Annotated in this window: 11 protein-coding genes, 1 other RNA gene and 1 pseudogene; 9 read left to right on the top strand and 4 right to left on the bottom strand. The window is 31.5% G+C overall.

Annotated features, from left to right (window positions below; genetic code table 11):
• The 6 genes and pseudogenes from C1X07_RS25515 to C1X07_RS24290 all read left to right on the top strand — a co-directional run.
• Nucleotides 1-128: pseudogene (locus C1X07_RS25515) on the top strand (PorP/SprF family type IX secretion system membrane protein); the annotation flags it as partial.
• A gap of 98 nt (nucleotides 129-226) precedes the next feature.
• Nucleotides 227-2,197, top strand: a complete 1,971-nt coding sequence (locus C1X07_RS24310; protein WP_103072658.1) for an OmpA family protein — start codon at nucleotides 227-229, stop codon at nucleotides 2,195-2,197.
• 82 nt (nucleotides 2,198-2,279) lie between these two features.
• Nucleotides 2,280-3,095: a mechanosensitive ion channel family protein gene (locus C1X07_RS24305; protein ID WP_103072657.1), complete on the top strand. Its 816-nt coding sequence runs from the start codon at nucleotides 2,280-2,282 to the stop codon at nucleotides 3,093-3,095.
• Between the two features lie 1,193 nt (nucleotides 3,096-4,288).
• Nucleotides 4,289-4,495 carry a hypothetical protein gene (locus C1X07_RS24300; RefSeq protein WP_128755392.1) on the top strand — a complete coding sequence of 69 codons (207 nt, stop codon included), beginning with the start codon at nucleotides 4,289-4,291 and terminating at the stop codon, nucleotides 4,493-4,495.
• 559 nt (nucleotides 4,496-5,054) lie between these two features.
• A complete protein-coding gene (locus C1X07_RS24295) occupies nucleotides 5,055-5,711 on the top strand; it encodes a TrmH family RNA methyltransferase (protein WP_103072655.1) in 657 nt (218 codons plus the stop codon).
• A gap of 29 nt (nucleotides 5,712-5,740) precedes the next feature.
• Complete coding sequence (locus C1X07_RS24290; RefSeq protein ID WP_103072654.1) at nucleotides 5,741-6,106, top strand: VOC family protein; 366 nt, start codon at nucleotides 5,741-5,743, stop codon at nucleotides 6,104-6,106.
• Nucleotides 6,107-6,108: 2 nt separating this feature from the next.
• On the opposite strand, the gene C1X07_RS24285 is transcribed toward C1X07_RS24290, so the two are convergent.
• The 3 genes from C1X07_RS24285 to C1X07_RS24275 form a co-directional block, all read right to left on the bottom strand.
• Entirely contained in the window at nucleotides 6,109-6,879 is a 771-nt protein-coding gene (locus C1X07_RS24285; protein WP_103072653.1) for a carboxypeptidase-like regulatory domain-containing protein, read from the bottom strand.
• 127 nt (nucleotides 6,880-7,006) lie between these two features.
• Complete coding sequence (locus C1X07_RS24280; protein WP_103072652.1) at nucleotides 7,007-8,755, bottom strand: DEAD/DEAH box helicase; 1,749 nt, start codon at nucleotides 8,753-8,755, stop codon at nucleotides 7,007-7,009.
• Nucleotides 8,756-8,873: 118 nt separating this feature from the next.
• On the bottom strand, nucleotides 8,874-9,926 hold the full coding sequence (locus C1X07_RS24275; protein ID WP_103072651.1) for a glutaminyl-peptide cyclotransferase: 1,053 nt from the start codon (nucleotides 9,924-9,926) through the stop codon (nucleotides 8,874-8,876).
• 88 nt (nucleotides 9,927-10,014) lie between these two features.
• Between C1X07_RS24275 and ffs the strand changes: the two genes are divergently transcribed.
• From ffs to fsa, 3 genes are all read left to right on the top strand, one after another.
• Nucleotides 10,015-10,113, top strand: an RNA gene (gene ffs, locus C1X07_RS24270) — signal recognition particle sRNA small type.
• A 121-nt stretch (nucleotides 10,114-10,234) separates the two neighbouring features.
• Complete coding sequence (locus C1X07_RS24265; RefSeq protein ID WP_103072650.1) at nucleotides 10,235-11,056, top strand: SDR family oxidoreductase; 822 nt, start codon at nucleotides 10,235-10,237, stop codon at nucleotides 11,054-11,056.
• 129 nt (nucleotides 11,057-11,185) lie between these two features.
• Nucleotides 11,186-11,839: a fructose-6-phosphate aldolase gene (fsa, locus tag C1X07_RS24260; RefSeq protein ID WP_103072649.1), complete on the top strand. Its 654-nt coding sequence runs from the start codon at nucleotides 11,186-11,188 to the stop codon at nucleotides 11,837-11,839.
• 53 nt (nucleotides 11,840-11,892) lie between these two features.
• Here the strand turns inward: fsa and C1X07_RS24255 are convergent, their stop codons facing one another.
• On the bottom strand, nucleotides 11,893-13,338 hold the full coding sequence (locus C1X07_RS24255) for a TlpA family protein disulfide reductase (protein ID WP_103072648.1): 1,446 nt from the start codon (nucleotides 13,336-13,338) through the stop codon (nucleotides 11,893-11,895).
• Nucleotides 13,339-13,485 lie beyond the last annotated feature (147 nt).

The following is a 13,485-nucleotide window of genomic DNA, read 5'->3' as shown; positions in this document are numbered from 1 at the left end:
GATTTGCCTATGATAGAGAAGTTACCCAGCTGGGACAAACCCAGTTTAATGATGGTAGTTATGAAGTGATGTTACGTTTTGAACTTTTTAAAAAATACAATAGAATGTTAACCCCACGGTTCTTTTAATTTGATGCTAGTATAGGGTTGTTTGAAAATTGAAATTGGAATTCAAAAAAAACAGATAAAAACTGGTTTGTAGACCTAAAAATCAAAATGACGAAATTATGAATTTGAATACATGTTTTATAACGATATCGTTAAGTATATTAGTATCAAGCATCGTCTTTTCTCAAGAGAAACGCTTGGCTAAGGCAGAAGAAAATTTTAACCGATATGCTTTTGTTGATGCTCGTAAGATTTATCTTCAGGTTGCCGAAAGTGGATATGAATCTCAGGACTTATTTAAAAAAATTGGAGATTCTTACTATTTTAATGCACAGCTTGAACAAGCCGTACCATGGTATGAAAAACTAACCTCTAAATATACAAAAGAGGTAGATCCTGAGTATTTGTTTAGGTATTCTCAAAGTTTGAAAAGTGTAGAACGATATGAGGAGTCTGATAAAGTCATGGAACAGTTTAATAGCCTTACCGGAAACGATCATCGTGCTGAGTATTTTATGAATACTAGAGATTATCTGAAATTTATAGAAATGCAATCTGGTAAATTCAGATTATTGAAACTAGGGATAAACTCCAAATATTCTGATTATGCTCCCAGTTTTAATAACCAAGGAGAATTGATATTCGCCTCCTCCAGAGGTAGTAGTAGTGGAATGAGTAAAGTAGTTCATGAGTGGAATGAAATGCCTTTTTTAGATTTGTATTCCTCTACTATTATTGAAGCTAATGGTATTCTACAATCTCCAAAAAAACTAAAAGGGAAAATCAACACAAAATTTCATGAATCATCAACCTCATTTAGTAAAGATGGACAAACCGTATATTTTACCCGAAACAATTATATCAAAAGAAAATTAGGGTCTAATCTGGAGGGAATAATATTACTAAAAATATACAGAGCAACACTAGAAAATGGGAAATGGACCAATATCGAAGAACTTCCTTTTAATAGTAATGACTATTCTATTGCTCACCCTGCCCTTAGTGCTGATGGTAGAAAACTCTATTTTGCAAGTGATATGGAGGATAGCCGAGGACTCTCTGATTTGTATGTAGTAGATATAAACGAGGATGGAACCTTTGGGGAACCAACAAATCTGGGAGATAAAATCAATACAGAAGGTAGAGAAACCTTTCCATACATTAGTGATTCTGGACAGTTATATTTTGCCAGTGATGGTCATGTAGGTCTGGGAGGGTTAGACGTTTTTGTCGCTGTTCCAGAAGAATTTGGAATTTTCTCTATCCCATACAATGTAGGGAAACCTGTTAATAGTGCCGAAGATGATTTTACTTTTGTCTTGAATGAAAAAACAAAAATTGGATATTTCTCCAGTAATCGTGCAGGAGGAAAAGGAAATGATGATATCTATAGCTTTAAGCAAACCGATGAGTTGATTACTTCTTGCAAGCAATACCTTACCGGAATTGTAACGGATGCAAGTTCTAAAGAGATTCTGACAGAGGCAGAAGTTTTGCTTTTGGATGATCAAAATAATGAACTACAACGAACAGTGACAGATCGGAAAGGAGCCTATAAATTTAAACTCGAATGTGATACTCAATATGTGGTAAGAGCCAATAAAATACAATATAAGCCCACCGAGGTAATGATCAATGCCAGCAATGTATTAGAATATCAGTATAAACTACCCCTGCAATTAGGAAAAGGGGGGCTTGATGGACAACAAGTTAAACCAGGTGATGATCTGGCTAAATTGTTGCAACTGGAAATGATATATTTTGATCTGGATAAGTCTTTTATAAGACCACAGGCAGAAGTAGAATTACAAAAAATTATTGCTGCACTAAAGCAATATCCTAACCTGAAAATCGATGTGCGATCACATACCGATAGCAGATCTGGTGACGATTATAATATGTATTTGAGCCAGAGGAGAGCTAAAAGCACCATCCAATACATTGTCCAAAAAGGAGGAATTGAAAAATCCAGAGTTACCGGAAGAGGATATGGAGAAACTGAACTGATAAATGATTGTGATAATAATACTCCTTGTAGTGATCAACAACATCAACGCAACAGAAGAAGTGAATTTATTGTAATACAATAAAAATACCTAGAAAAACGACATACTTGGTTTTAACAGATTTATATATATTTGTGACTAATAACAAATAGTAACACATATAATCATGGAAAAAGCTCAAGAATGGTTTAATTATGGTATTGAACTTGCAAAAGAATTTGGTCCTAAGCTTGTAACGGCAATTCTTATTTACATAATTGGGTCTTGGATCATCAAAAATTTGATAAGTAGAATCAAAAAAATGATGTCCAAAAGCAAATATGATGAGTCTTTACAAAAATTTCTATTAGATCTTGCGACGTGGTCTCTTAAAATTTTCCTGATTATTGTCGTAATCTCTCGATTAGGAGTTGATGTTACCACTTTTGCAGCGGTAATAGCTGCAGCTGGACTTGCTGTAGGTTTAGCACTTCAAGGTTCATTATCAAATTTTGCAGGAGGTGTGCTTATCATGATTTTTAGACCTTACAAAATAGGTGACCTGATTGAAGCTCAAGGGGTAATAGGTGTTGTTAAAGAAATTGAGATTTTTACCACTAAATTAACTACTCCAGAGAATAAACTAGCAATAGTGCCAAATGGAGCAATGGCAAATGGTAATATTGTTAATTACACCGCAGAAAAATGGATACGAGTAGATCTTACAATTGGTATTGGGTATGATGAAGATATAAAAAAAGCAAAAGAAGTCCTGCTATCTGTTTTGATTGCTAACCCTATGGTATTAAGAGATCCTGCTCCTTCGGTAAATGTATCTAACTTAGGAGATAGTTCTGTAGATTTCGCTGTAAGACCTTATTGTAAGGCCGAAAACTATTGGGATGTATATTTTAGTACTTTAGAGGATTGTAAACTAGCATTGGATAAAGCCGGGATAGAAATTCCTTATCCACACTCTGTTGAGATTCAAAAAAAGGGATAACGAAAGATAACCAGATTTAATTAATAAGTTAGGGTAAATAATATTCTTACTTATATTGTGTTTTTCTGTTTATAATAAAATAGAGAATAATATAAATGAACTATAAACTAATCTTGTTTTGTATAGTTTAATTATAATTAAGTAACTACTTCTTTATCGAATGGGTATCTAATCTAGACTAGATAAGATTATGTTTTTTTCTGAAATTATAAAGGAAAAAGTAGGGACTTTTTATGTCTAATTATAATGAAATCATTTTTTTATTCTTTGACAATTTTATAGGGAATATATTTGGTGGTTGACGTTTTTTTTAAATTAAAAAGGAGGTTCAAATACTTAAAAATAGGCTGAAAAACAAATTTTATCGTAGTTTGTAAACGAATATTCCTACATTTTTTACAGTAAAAGTATAGTGTGATTAGTTCTTTTTTTATTTTAATTTATTGATTATCAGTAATTTACGTATTTTTTTTTAATATAGTTTTATACTGAAGTATGATATTTGAGCAATAAATCAAATCATTTACAAATATACGGTAAAACCGTAATTATTATGCGTGTTATAGGTATGTGTTTTTAATCATTTGTGACTATCTTTAAGTATTGTTTTTAAACAAAACATTATATTATAATTTGTAAAATAAAAAGCTTATTTTCTTACCCCTCCCTGAGTTTTTTATAAAAGTAATTATTATACAAATAGTGAACTTAATTAGAGTTTTTCATAATTTGATGTGATATACATCTTATGAGTTAAGAAACATTTTTGTTGTCAAAATTAAGTTTTGAATATATAAATAGTACAAACTCATTTTTTGATCTCTATACATGGTAGTTAAATGATTACTATATAAGACTAAATGAGTATAATGTGAAGCTGGTAGATTTTTAGTATTAGTTTATGCTGTATAAATAATATTAGCTAAAAAACAACCCCGCAATTGTGAAACTTTGGCGAGCCAACAATAGCAGGGTCTGAATAACGATTAATTAAAAATAAATCAATCATTGTGAGAGGACGATTATTTCTTATCTATAAAAGATACCAATTAAGATCTTTAATTGGTCGTACGTTGCTTTTCTTTAAAGAGAACTTTCTTTTGTTTTTCTTTATCTACTTAGAAGCGAAATATAGGAATTCTTTACATTTATTACGGACTAACCTTATGCTTTTTAGCATTTTCTTAACAAGATTGAAAAACCAGACTCTTCATATCATTTTTGAAGCAGATCAGGTAATAACTATTAACATGTCCAAGTTTTTAAGTTTTTCTTTATCACTTATCAATGTAAAATTACATTTCAAGTATAGGTACAACTATAACAGTATGAATAGTATTGGTAGTTATGTCGAAGATTTTGGAAGAACCTTACAGTTTGGAACTATAAATAAAAGATAAATTTAGTTAATCACAGAAGATTGATTAACTACAAGATTACATTTTGACAATGTGTTTACTTAAACCTCCTGTTTTTAGGGGTAATTTCGGGAGGTTTTAAACAAAATATCAAATGTATATATAAAGAATAGAACTGATGGTATCATCGGTTTGTAAGATTACATTTTGACAATGTGTTTACTTAAACCTCCTGTTTTTAGGGGTAATTTCGGGAGGTTTTAAACAAAATATCAAATGTATACATAAAGAATAGAACTGATGGTATCATCGGTTTGTAAGATTACATTTTGACAATGTGTTTACTTAAACCTTCCGTTTTTAGGGGTAATTTCGGGAGGTTTTTTTTAAGTTTTATAATATCATTTTGTTACTAAATGGAAAAATATTTACTATAGTTAGTGATTACATAAGAGTTTTTATGTTTGATGTCGTATACTAAAAACTTTTATGTTTAGATTAAAAATTAAATTAAGTAGATTGTTAGGGGCTGCCTAGTATTATCACTAGGGAGCTCTTATTTTTTTATATAAATAGTAGATGTTTTTATATTTTAGCAGATATGACAGATACAAAACTTTTAGACTACTTAGAATCATTTCTTACTCCAAGACGATTGGCTTTATATAAAAGAGTTTTAGATCAACGTACTAATCATTTTACTGTGGCAATTGAAGATGTATATCAATTACATAATACAAGTGCCGTAATACGAAGCTGTGATGTGTTTGGTGTACAGAATGTACATGTAATCGAAGAGGTAAATGCAAAACGAATCGATAGAGAAATTGCTATGGGAGCTCAGAAATGGGTAGATGTTAATCGATATGATTCTACTAAAAAGTGTATTCGTAAGCTTAAAAGTAAAGGGTATAGAATAATCGCTACAACACCACATGACGGTTCTGAAGTATTACAAAATTTTGATATTACTAAACCTGCCGCTTTTTTCTTTGGAAGAGAGCAGCATGGATTAAGTGATCTTGTGTTGGATGAAGCAGATAGTAAACTACATATTCCTATGGTTGGTTTTACAGAAAGCCTAAATATATCTGTTTCTGCCGCAATTATACTACAACATATTTCTTCAAAGTTAAGAGATACAGATATTAGATGGCAGTTATCTGAAGAGGAGAAGTTGCAAAAGCGAATGGAATGGACCAAGAAAATTATTAAGAGTCACGAGCAAATAATCGCACGTTATTATGAGAATAATTAGTTTTAAAAGGAATTTAATATTGAAAAATTATGGTAGCTTGGTTTGAGATTCCTGTTATTGATATTAGTAGGGCAAAAGTATTTTATGAGAAAGTATTTGAAATAAAGATATCACTTCAAAATCTTGAAGGTGTGCAAATGGGGTGGTTTCCTAATCAAAAACAGGTTGGTGTTGCTACAGGAACATTAATTTATGCCGGAGAGCACTACAAACCAAGTACAGATGGTATTTTGGTTTATTTTTCTTGCAATGATGTTGCTAATGAAATAAGCAGAGTAGAGGCTGCTGGAGGCAAAATACTCTCTGATAAAAAGCAAATTTCAAAAGATCATGGGTACATGGCTTATTTTATAGATTCTGAGGGGAACAGAATTGCTCTTCATTCTTTAAAATAAAATTATTTTCTGTCTAGTATTTTATATTCTTCATAGCATTCGCTAATGGCATCAAGAATTTGTAGATCATTTGCAAATTTTATAAAATCCATTGAATAATTACAATTTCTAAGAATTTCATCAATATCAAGACGTTCTACTTGCAGCAAAGCCATTAGAGTAGCACGATCAAATTTAGTTTCCAAGAGATTACGAATTTCATCATCTTTCTTGATTTTTCGTAATTTCCTTAATTCTTTAGATCTTTTACTAAATATATTATATAAAAAATCTGCAGGGTTAAAGATAGCTCCTAATACTTTATTTACAGCCCCAGGTTGTTTGCTTCCTCCTTCATAGCCAGTATTTAATCCAGAGATACTATATCTGTAATTATTATAGACAGGTATTCTCTTAGCATCTATTTCTAGATAACCTGTGAGTTGAACATCTGCAACCACAACCTCTTCTAATGCAATCCCTAATTCTGTCATTTTAATTTTAACCTCACCAAACTTAATCCAGTCATTAGTAACCCTTACTTGTAATGGTTTGTATCCTATATACGAAAAATAAAGGGTATCATTTATTTTTGCCTGAATATCAAAATTTCCTTTTTTATCAGTAATAGTACCGATTACCTGGCTAAGGTTAACAACATGAACATTTTCTAATATTTGATCTGTGGCAGCATTAAGCACTTTACCAGATATGATATCGGTTGATTCATTTTCCTGCGCATAGGTATTGATTACACCTATAAGTAATGTTAAATAAAATATTATTTTTTTCATGTACTATATTATGACGTTCAATTTCTAATAAGATAACATAAAAACCGCGCCAAAAATCATATTACTTTGTTAAAGCCTTATTATCAGATAAAATATTTGGTAGAATAATAAGGATTAGTTTTTTGATTTATCTGCGATCGCTACGTTTTCTACGATCTCTTCTTTGGTTACTTCTATCGTCATTTGAACCAAAACGTTTTTTTCCTTTTGGTTTAAATCCATCGCTTCTACGTTTTCCTTTAAAACCTCCACCATCATCACGTCTTCTTCTTCCTCCTCTACGACCAGAATCTTTAGAAATCTCTACATTAACTTTTCTTCCTTCCATTCTAAAATCTTCAAAAGTAGAAAGAACACGCTCCTGATACTCTGTACTAGTATTAAAGAAAGAAAAACTCTCTTTTACATCTACTCGGCTTAATGAATCACTGCCAAGCTCTAATACGTCTTTCAAAAAGTCTTTTAGGGTCATCCAGTCGAACCCATCTTTTTCTCCAACATTTATGAAATAACGAGTGCTACCATCATTTGAAGAACCCCTGTCTCTATCATTAACAGCATTTAAGTCTCTAGATTTTTTATAATAATTGTGAAAACGAGAAAACTCTACAGAAAAGAATTTTTTAATTAACTCTTCTTTAGAAAACTCCTCTAAAACCTCATTGATAGAGGGTAAGTAGCTATCGATTTCATGATTTATTTCAGCCTTTCCTATGTCACTTGCTAAATGAAAAAGTTGCACTTGACAAATCTCTTCGCCACTAGGAATTACTTTTTTCTCAAAACTCTTTTTAATAATTCGTTCTACAGACTTAATTTTTCTAACCTCACTTTTAGAAACTATTACCATTGATACACCACTTTTTCCAGCACGACCTGTTCGTCCACTTCTGTGGGTATAAGTCTCTATCTCGTCAGGAAGCTGATAATTAATTACGTGGGTAACATCATCTACGTCAATACCACGAGCAGCAACATCAGTAGCTACTAGCATCTGTATTTGTCGATTTCTAAAACTTTTCATTACCAAATCACGCTGATTTTGACTTAAATCACCGTGTAATGCCGCAGCATTATATCCGTCTTCGATAAGATTTTCTGCAACCTTTTGAGTATCTCTTTTGGTACGACAGAAAATTACAGAAAAGATATCAGGATTAGCATCTGCTAATCTTTTTAAAGCAGCGTATCGGTCACGAGAGTTTACTACGTAATACTCGTGAGAAACATTTTTAGATCCTGTATTTTTATGCCCTACAGTTATTTCTATAGGATTATGCATAAAACGTTTTGCAATGGTAGAAACTTCTTTGGGCATAGTTGCAGAAAACAACCAAGTATTCTTTTCCTTTGGAGTATGAGACAAAATAGCATTAATGTCTTCATAAAAGCCCATATTCAGCATTTCGTCCGCTTCATCCAAAATGCAATAGCCGATATTCGAAATATCTACCATTTTGCGATTAATCATGTCTTGCATTCGACCAGGAGTTGCCACTACAATTTGGGCTCCTCGTTTTATTTGTTTTGCCTGATCTGTTATGCTAGCACCTCCATAAATAGCCACAGTATGTAGTCCTGGAACATGTTTAGAGTAGTTTTTAAGCTCGTTAGTAATTTGTAAACAAAGTTCACGAGTAGGAGATAGGATTAAACCTTGCGTAATTCTACTTCTGCTATCAATTTTTTCAATTAAAGGAAAACCAAAAGCTGCTGTTTTTCCAGTTCCCGTTTGTGCTAATGCTACAATATCTGTATCTTCGTTTAGCAAAATAGGAATTGCCTTTTCTTGTACTTCACTTGGGGTTTCAAAACCCATATCACTCACCGCCTTTATTATGGCTTCACCTAGGCCTAATGCTTCAAATTTATTCATATAGCTAAAAATAAGCCGCAAAGGTACGGTTTATTATCTGTCTATTACTATAACGAAGTACTTATTATAGTGTTGCAGGAATTTATTAAAATAGTAAATTTAGAATTAAGGTTATTTACTATTTTTGAATTACTTGGATTTCAAAAAGTTTATCCCAGTTTTTTCCTGTAACAAAAAGCTGTTTTGTATCTCTTTTATAGGCAATTCCATTCAAAACATCTAAGTCTTTGTGCTCGGTTACTTTTCGCCTTAATCCAGATAAGTTTATTACTGCTTCTAAAGCTCCGTTTTTTGGGTTAATTATAGCAATTCCATCTTTTTGCCATGTGTTGGCATAAATTTTTCCATCTACCCATTCTAATTCATTAAATCTTGATTTTACACTTTTATTAGTTGTAACTTCTATATAACTTTTTTCTGCTAATGTGTTTGCGTCCAATAACCATATTTTTGCAGTACCGTCACTTTTATAAATATGATCACCATCATTACATAATCCCCAACCTTCTTTACTTTGATCGTATGTAAATCCTCCAATTTTTTCTAAAGTATTAAGGTTATAGATAAAACCCACTTTTGAAGTCCAGGTAAGCTGAATGATTTTATTATTTAAGATGGTTATCCCTTCTGCAAAATATTGTTTATCGATATTTTTTTTTACTAGAACTTCACCGGTTTTATAATCTACTCTTCTTAAAGAAGATTTTCCTTTTTTTCCTGTACTTTCATAGAGTGTATCTCCAAAAAACTCTAGTCCCTGAGTAAAAGCTTCTTTATCATGGGGGTACTCTGCAACAATTTTGTATGAATATAATTTGGGAGGAGTATGATTAAGAATTGTAATCTTTTTTGTGATTGTATCTATATTACCACCATAAAATACCTTGGCTGTTAGCATGTGATTTCCTAATTTTTCATTATCAAGCTTTTCTTCGTAGTCAAAATTACTTTTAGAAGTTACTTCTTTATCATCAAGAAGGTAAGAAACAGAATCAATTTTGATGTTTTTATTATTAGTAATGCTCGCTTTTATAGTTTCACCAAGTGGAAATTTGGTTTTATTACCCTCTGTAGCGATAGAAAAATATTTTTTTTGTTTATCCTGATTACTTCCGCAGGAAAAGCTTATTATACTTAATATAATGATGATTAATGAGTTACAGGTTTTCATTTTGGTAGTTGAATTTTAAGGCAAGATATTTATTTTAATTGGGTTTAAAAAATGGTTGTTTTATATCCTAAAGATTGTATCTTTGCATCGGCAAGTCCTACACAACTAGCTCCTGTTGAATCCTCCAGGGCGGGAACGCAGCAAAGGTAGACGGTTGTAGCAGTGTGATGTAGGTAGCTTGCCTTTTTTTGTGTCCAAAAATTAGGTGTTGTAATCTGTGATTTATATGGTTGTTGATTAACTGATTTTTTCTTCATTTCATATTAGAGGATTAGTACAAGCTCGATCAGAATTGTATATTTGCCGCCATGAGCACGAATCAAAAAAACACCGTTGTTTTAATTACGGGTGGATCTTCAGGAATAGGGAAATCAATTGGGATATATTTAAAAGAAAAGGGATGCATAGTTTATGGTACTAGTCGTAATCCATCTCGGTTTACTGATTTTGATTTTTTCCCTCTTTTAGAGTTAGATGTGGCTGATAAGGGTAGTATTGTATCTGCAGTTGATAAAATTGTGCATAAACATGGGCAACTGGATGTTTTGATTAATAATGCTGGAGCAGGTATTACAGGACCGATAGAAGAAACTCCTGAAGAAGAAATTGTGAAAAACTTCACCACTAATTATTTTGGACCAATAAATGTGACTAAGGCAGTTTTGCCTATTATGCGAAAGCAAAAGAATGGGCTGGTTATTAATATAACTTCTATAGCCGGATATATGGGATTGCCTTATAGAGGGATCTACAGTGCTTCCAAAGCAGCGCTTGAGATGACTACTGAAGCATGGAGAATGGAATTAAAGGATTTTAATATTAAAATGACAAATGTAGCTCCTGGTGATTTTGCAACCAACATTGCAGCAGGTCGCTACCATGCTCCCGTGATTGAAGGATCTCCTTATGAAAAACCTTATGGTGATACATTAAGATTAATGGATAGTCATGTAGATTCTGGTAATGATCCTTTAGAAATGGCTAAGGTTGTTTTTGAAATTATGAATACCCAGAAACCAAGAGTACATTATAAAGTAGGAGCTTTTATGCAAAAATTTTCTATTGTATTAAAAAGAGTTTTGCCTGATAGAGTGTATGAAAAAATGTTAATGAATCATTATAAGTTATAATTTAGCAAGAAGTAGATTTGTAAATATTTAAATAAACTAAAAGATGTTATTTGTCAACATGATTATTTTTATATTCGCAATCTATAAGAAAGCGTAGAATTTAAACACAACAATTTTAAACACAGTAATATGAAATTTTTTATTGATACTGCAAATCTTGATCAAATTAAGGAAGCACAGGATTTAGGAGTTTTGGATGGAGTAACTACAAATCCATCTTTGATGGCGAAAGAAGGTATCACAGGTAATGATAATATAATTAATCACTATAAAAAAATATGTGAAATCGTAACAGGAGATGTTAGTGCAGAAGTGATTTCAACAGATTATGAGGGGATTATTAAAGAAGGAGAGGAGTTAGCAAAGCTTCATGATCAGATTATTGTAAAAGTACCAATGATCAAAGATGGAGTAAAAGCGATAAAATATTTTAGTGATAAAGGAATAAAAACAAATTGCACTTTGGTGTTTTCTGCCGGACAAGCGTTGCTTGCTGCAAAAGCTGGTGCAACTTATGTTTCTCCATTTATTGGTAGACTAGATGATATTTCTACAGATGGGCTTAATCTTATTGCAGAGATTAGATTGATTTATGATAATTATGGGTTTGATACTCAGATTCTAGCTGCTTCTGTAAGACATACAATGCATGTGATTGATTGTGCTAAGATTGGTGCTGATGTAATGACAGGACCTCTTTCTTCAATTGAAGGATTACTTAAGCACCCTTTGACTGATATTGGTCTTGCTAAGTTTCTTGCTGATTACAAAAAAGGGAATTAGATTTTCCTCTTTTAGTATATATAGAAGGCTGCTTATGAAAATAAGCAGCTTTTTTAATTTTCTAAGCTAGCTAATTGCGTATATTGCATAAGTTGTTTTTCGAAGATTGAAGCAAATAAGTCAGTGTTTGGGTTAATAATTCTACCGTCTTGATTTACCAGAATAACTTTGTTCCGATAGTGAATTACTAATTCTTCAGAAGAACATTTAGGGTATTTAAACTCAAACTCATATTCCAAATCATAATGATGTCTCTTTATTGTCTTAAGCCAATTTTTTGTTTGGTCATCATCTGTATTTACTGCTATAAAATCAATACCAGGGTATAGAGCTTTTAGATAAGCAGCTTTTTTATGCGCTCTTATATAATGTTCTTTACTTTCCATAGACCAAAAGTAAAGTGCAGTAATTGGCTTATTGAAGAGTGAGGATAGTTTTACCAGCTCTCCATTAGAACTAATCAAATCTTGATTTGGAATAATATTATTGGGTCTTAATTTAGAAATTGACCTAGCTAGCCTTCTTAGTTCTTTTTTGGATCTTTTATTCGAACTTACTCCCAGGTAATGCTTTAAAACCATATTAGACTCAGAGTTACTTTGGCTATCTAGTAAAAAATCTGTAGTAACTCTTCTGCATAAACTATTTTTTATATATGGATGTTTTATTATACTGTCTATTAAATCTAATTTATAAATAGTACTTCCAGCATGATCATTGTATTGTAACAATTGATTAGCATAATTAGATAGAGAAGCATTGGCAAAGTAGTAGTTTAAAAATCTATTATAAGAATACAACCTTTTTAATTCATCATCATTAAAATTGATTTGATTTCGGTAACTAAAAAAAGATGTAGATAATTGTGTTGTTGCTTCAAGACCTCCCATTTCATATCGACTATTAAAATATATTTCATGTCTTGTATAGTAGTCAAAAATAAAACTAGCCTGAGTTAATTTTTTTGCCAAATTACTTAGTTGGCTTTTGTTAATTAATTTTTCAAAAGTCAATAATTTGTTATTTAGTAGAGAATCCTCATTTCTTTTAAAATAGGAAGGAGATAATCTGAATCCAGTTCTTTTTAATCTTCTGCGTTCTATCTCATTTTGCAAGAACATATCTATTAAAAAGTTGTTTTTTCTAGCCCCTTCTCCTGTAAAAACCAGAGACTCATCAAACTCTAAGGTATTTAATCGAATAAGAACACTATCTCCTTTTTCTAGAAGAACCACTTGATTTTCGGGATTGTGCTTAAATGAATAGAGACCATCTTCAAGATTTTCAATTTTATGCAAAAATCTATTGTTCTTATCTAACAAAATAGTGTCTCTATAGTCATACCCTTTAGATAAGATAACATAATTAGAGTTGGGGTTTACAATTTCCCCTCCAAAATAGGTGTATTCTCTATTCGTTGTTTCAGAAGAACTACATGCACACAAGAGACATGATAAAATAGAAATTTGGGTTATATATTTAAATGTTGAAAATTGCATTTGCACTCTAAAATTAACAAACTATTCGTCCAAAAATAAAAGGAAACTCCTTTTGCGGTTGTTAATTATAAGTTAATTCTATATCTATAAGCTAATTATCAGGATTAAGAGTTTATTCGAGATAGATTTTTTTTCTTTTGTTAGTTT

The sequence above is a fragment of the Aquimarina sediminis genome, assembly GCF_002895435.1.
GTDB lineage: Bacteria > Bacteroidota > Bacteroidia > Flavobacteriales > Flavobacteriaceae > Aquimarina > Aquimarina sediminis.
This window is presented reverse-complemented; position numbering and strand designations above follow the sequence as displayed.

Coding starts and splice junctions, on each gene's coding strand:
- C1X07_RS24310 (WP_103072658.1), top strand. CDS start 227: ATGAATTTGAATACATGTTTTATAACGATATCGTTAAGTATATTAGTA.
- C1X07_RS24305 (WP_103072657.1), top strand. CDS start 2,280: ATGGAAAAAGCTCAAGAATGGTTTAATTATGGTATTGAACTTGCAAAA.
- C1X07_RS24295 (WP_103072655.1), top strand. CDS start 5,055: ATGACAGATACAAAACTTTTAGACTACTTAGAATCATTTCTTACTCCA.
- C1X07_RS24290 (WP_103072654.1), top strand. CDS start 5,741: ATGGTAGCTTGGTTTGAGATTCCTGTTATTGATATTAGTAGGGCAAAA.
- C1X07_RS24285 (WP_103072653.1), bottom strand. CDS start 6,879: ATGAAAAAAATAATATTTTATTTAACATTACTTATAGGTGTAATCAAT.
- C1X07_RS24280 (WP_103072652.1), bottom strand. CDS start 8,755: ATGAATAAATTTGAAGCATTAGGCCTAGGTGAAGCCATAATAAAGGCG.
- C1X07_RS24275 (WP_103072651.1), bottom strand. CDS start 9,926: ATGAAAACCTGTAACTCATTAATCATCATTATATTAAGTATAATAAGC.
- C1X07_RS24265 (WP_103072650.1), top strand. CDS start 10,235: ATGAGCACGAATCAAAAAAACACCGTTGTTTTAATTACGGGTGGATCT.
- fsa (WP_103072649.1), top strand. CDS start 11,186: ATGAAATTTTTTATTGATACTGCAAATCTTGATCAAATTAAGGAAGCA.
- C1X07_RS24255 (WP_103072648.1), bottom strand. CDS start 13,338: ATGCAATTTTCAACATTTAAATATATAACCCAAATTTCTATTTTATCA.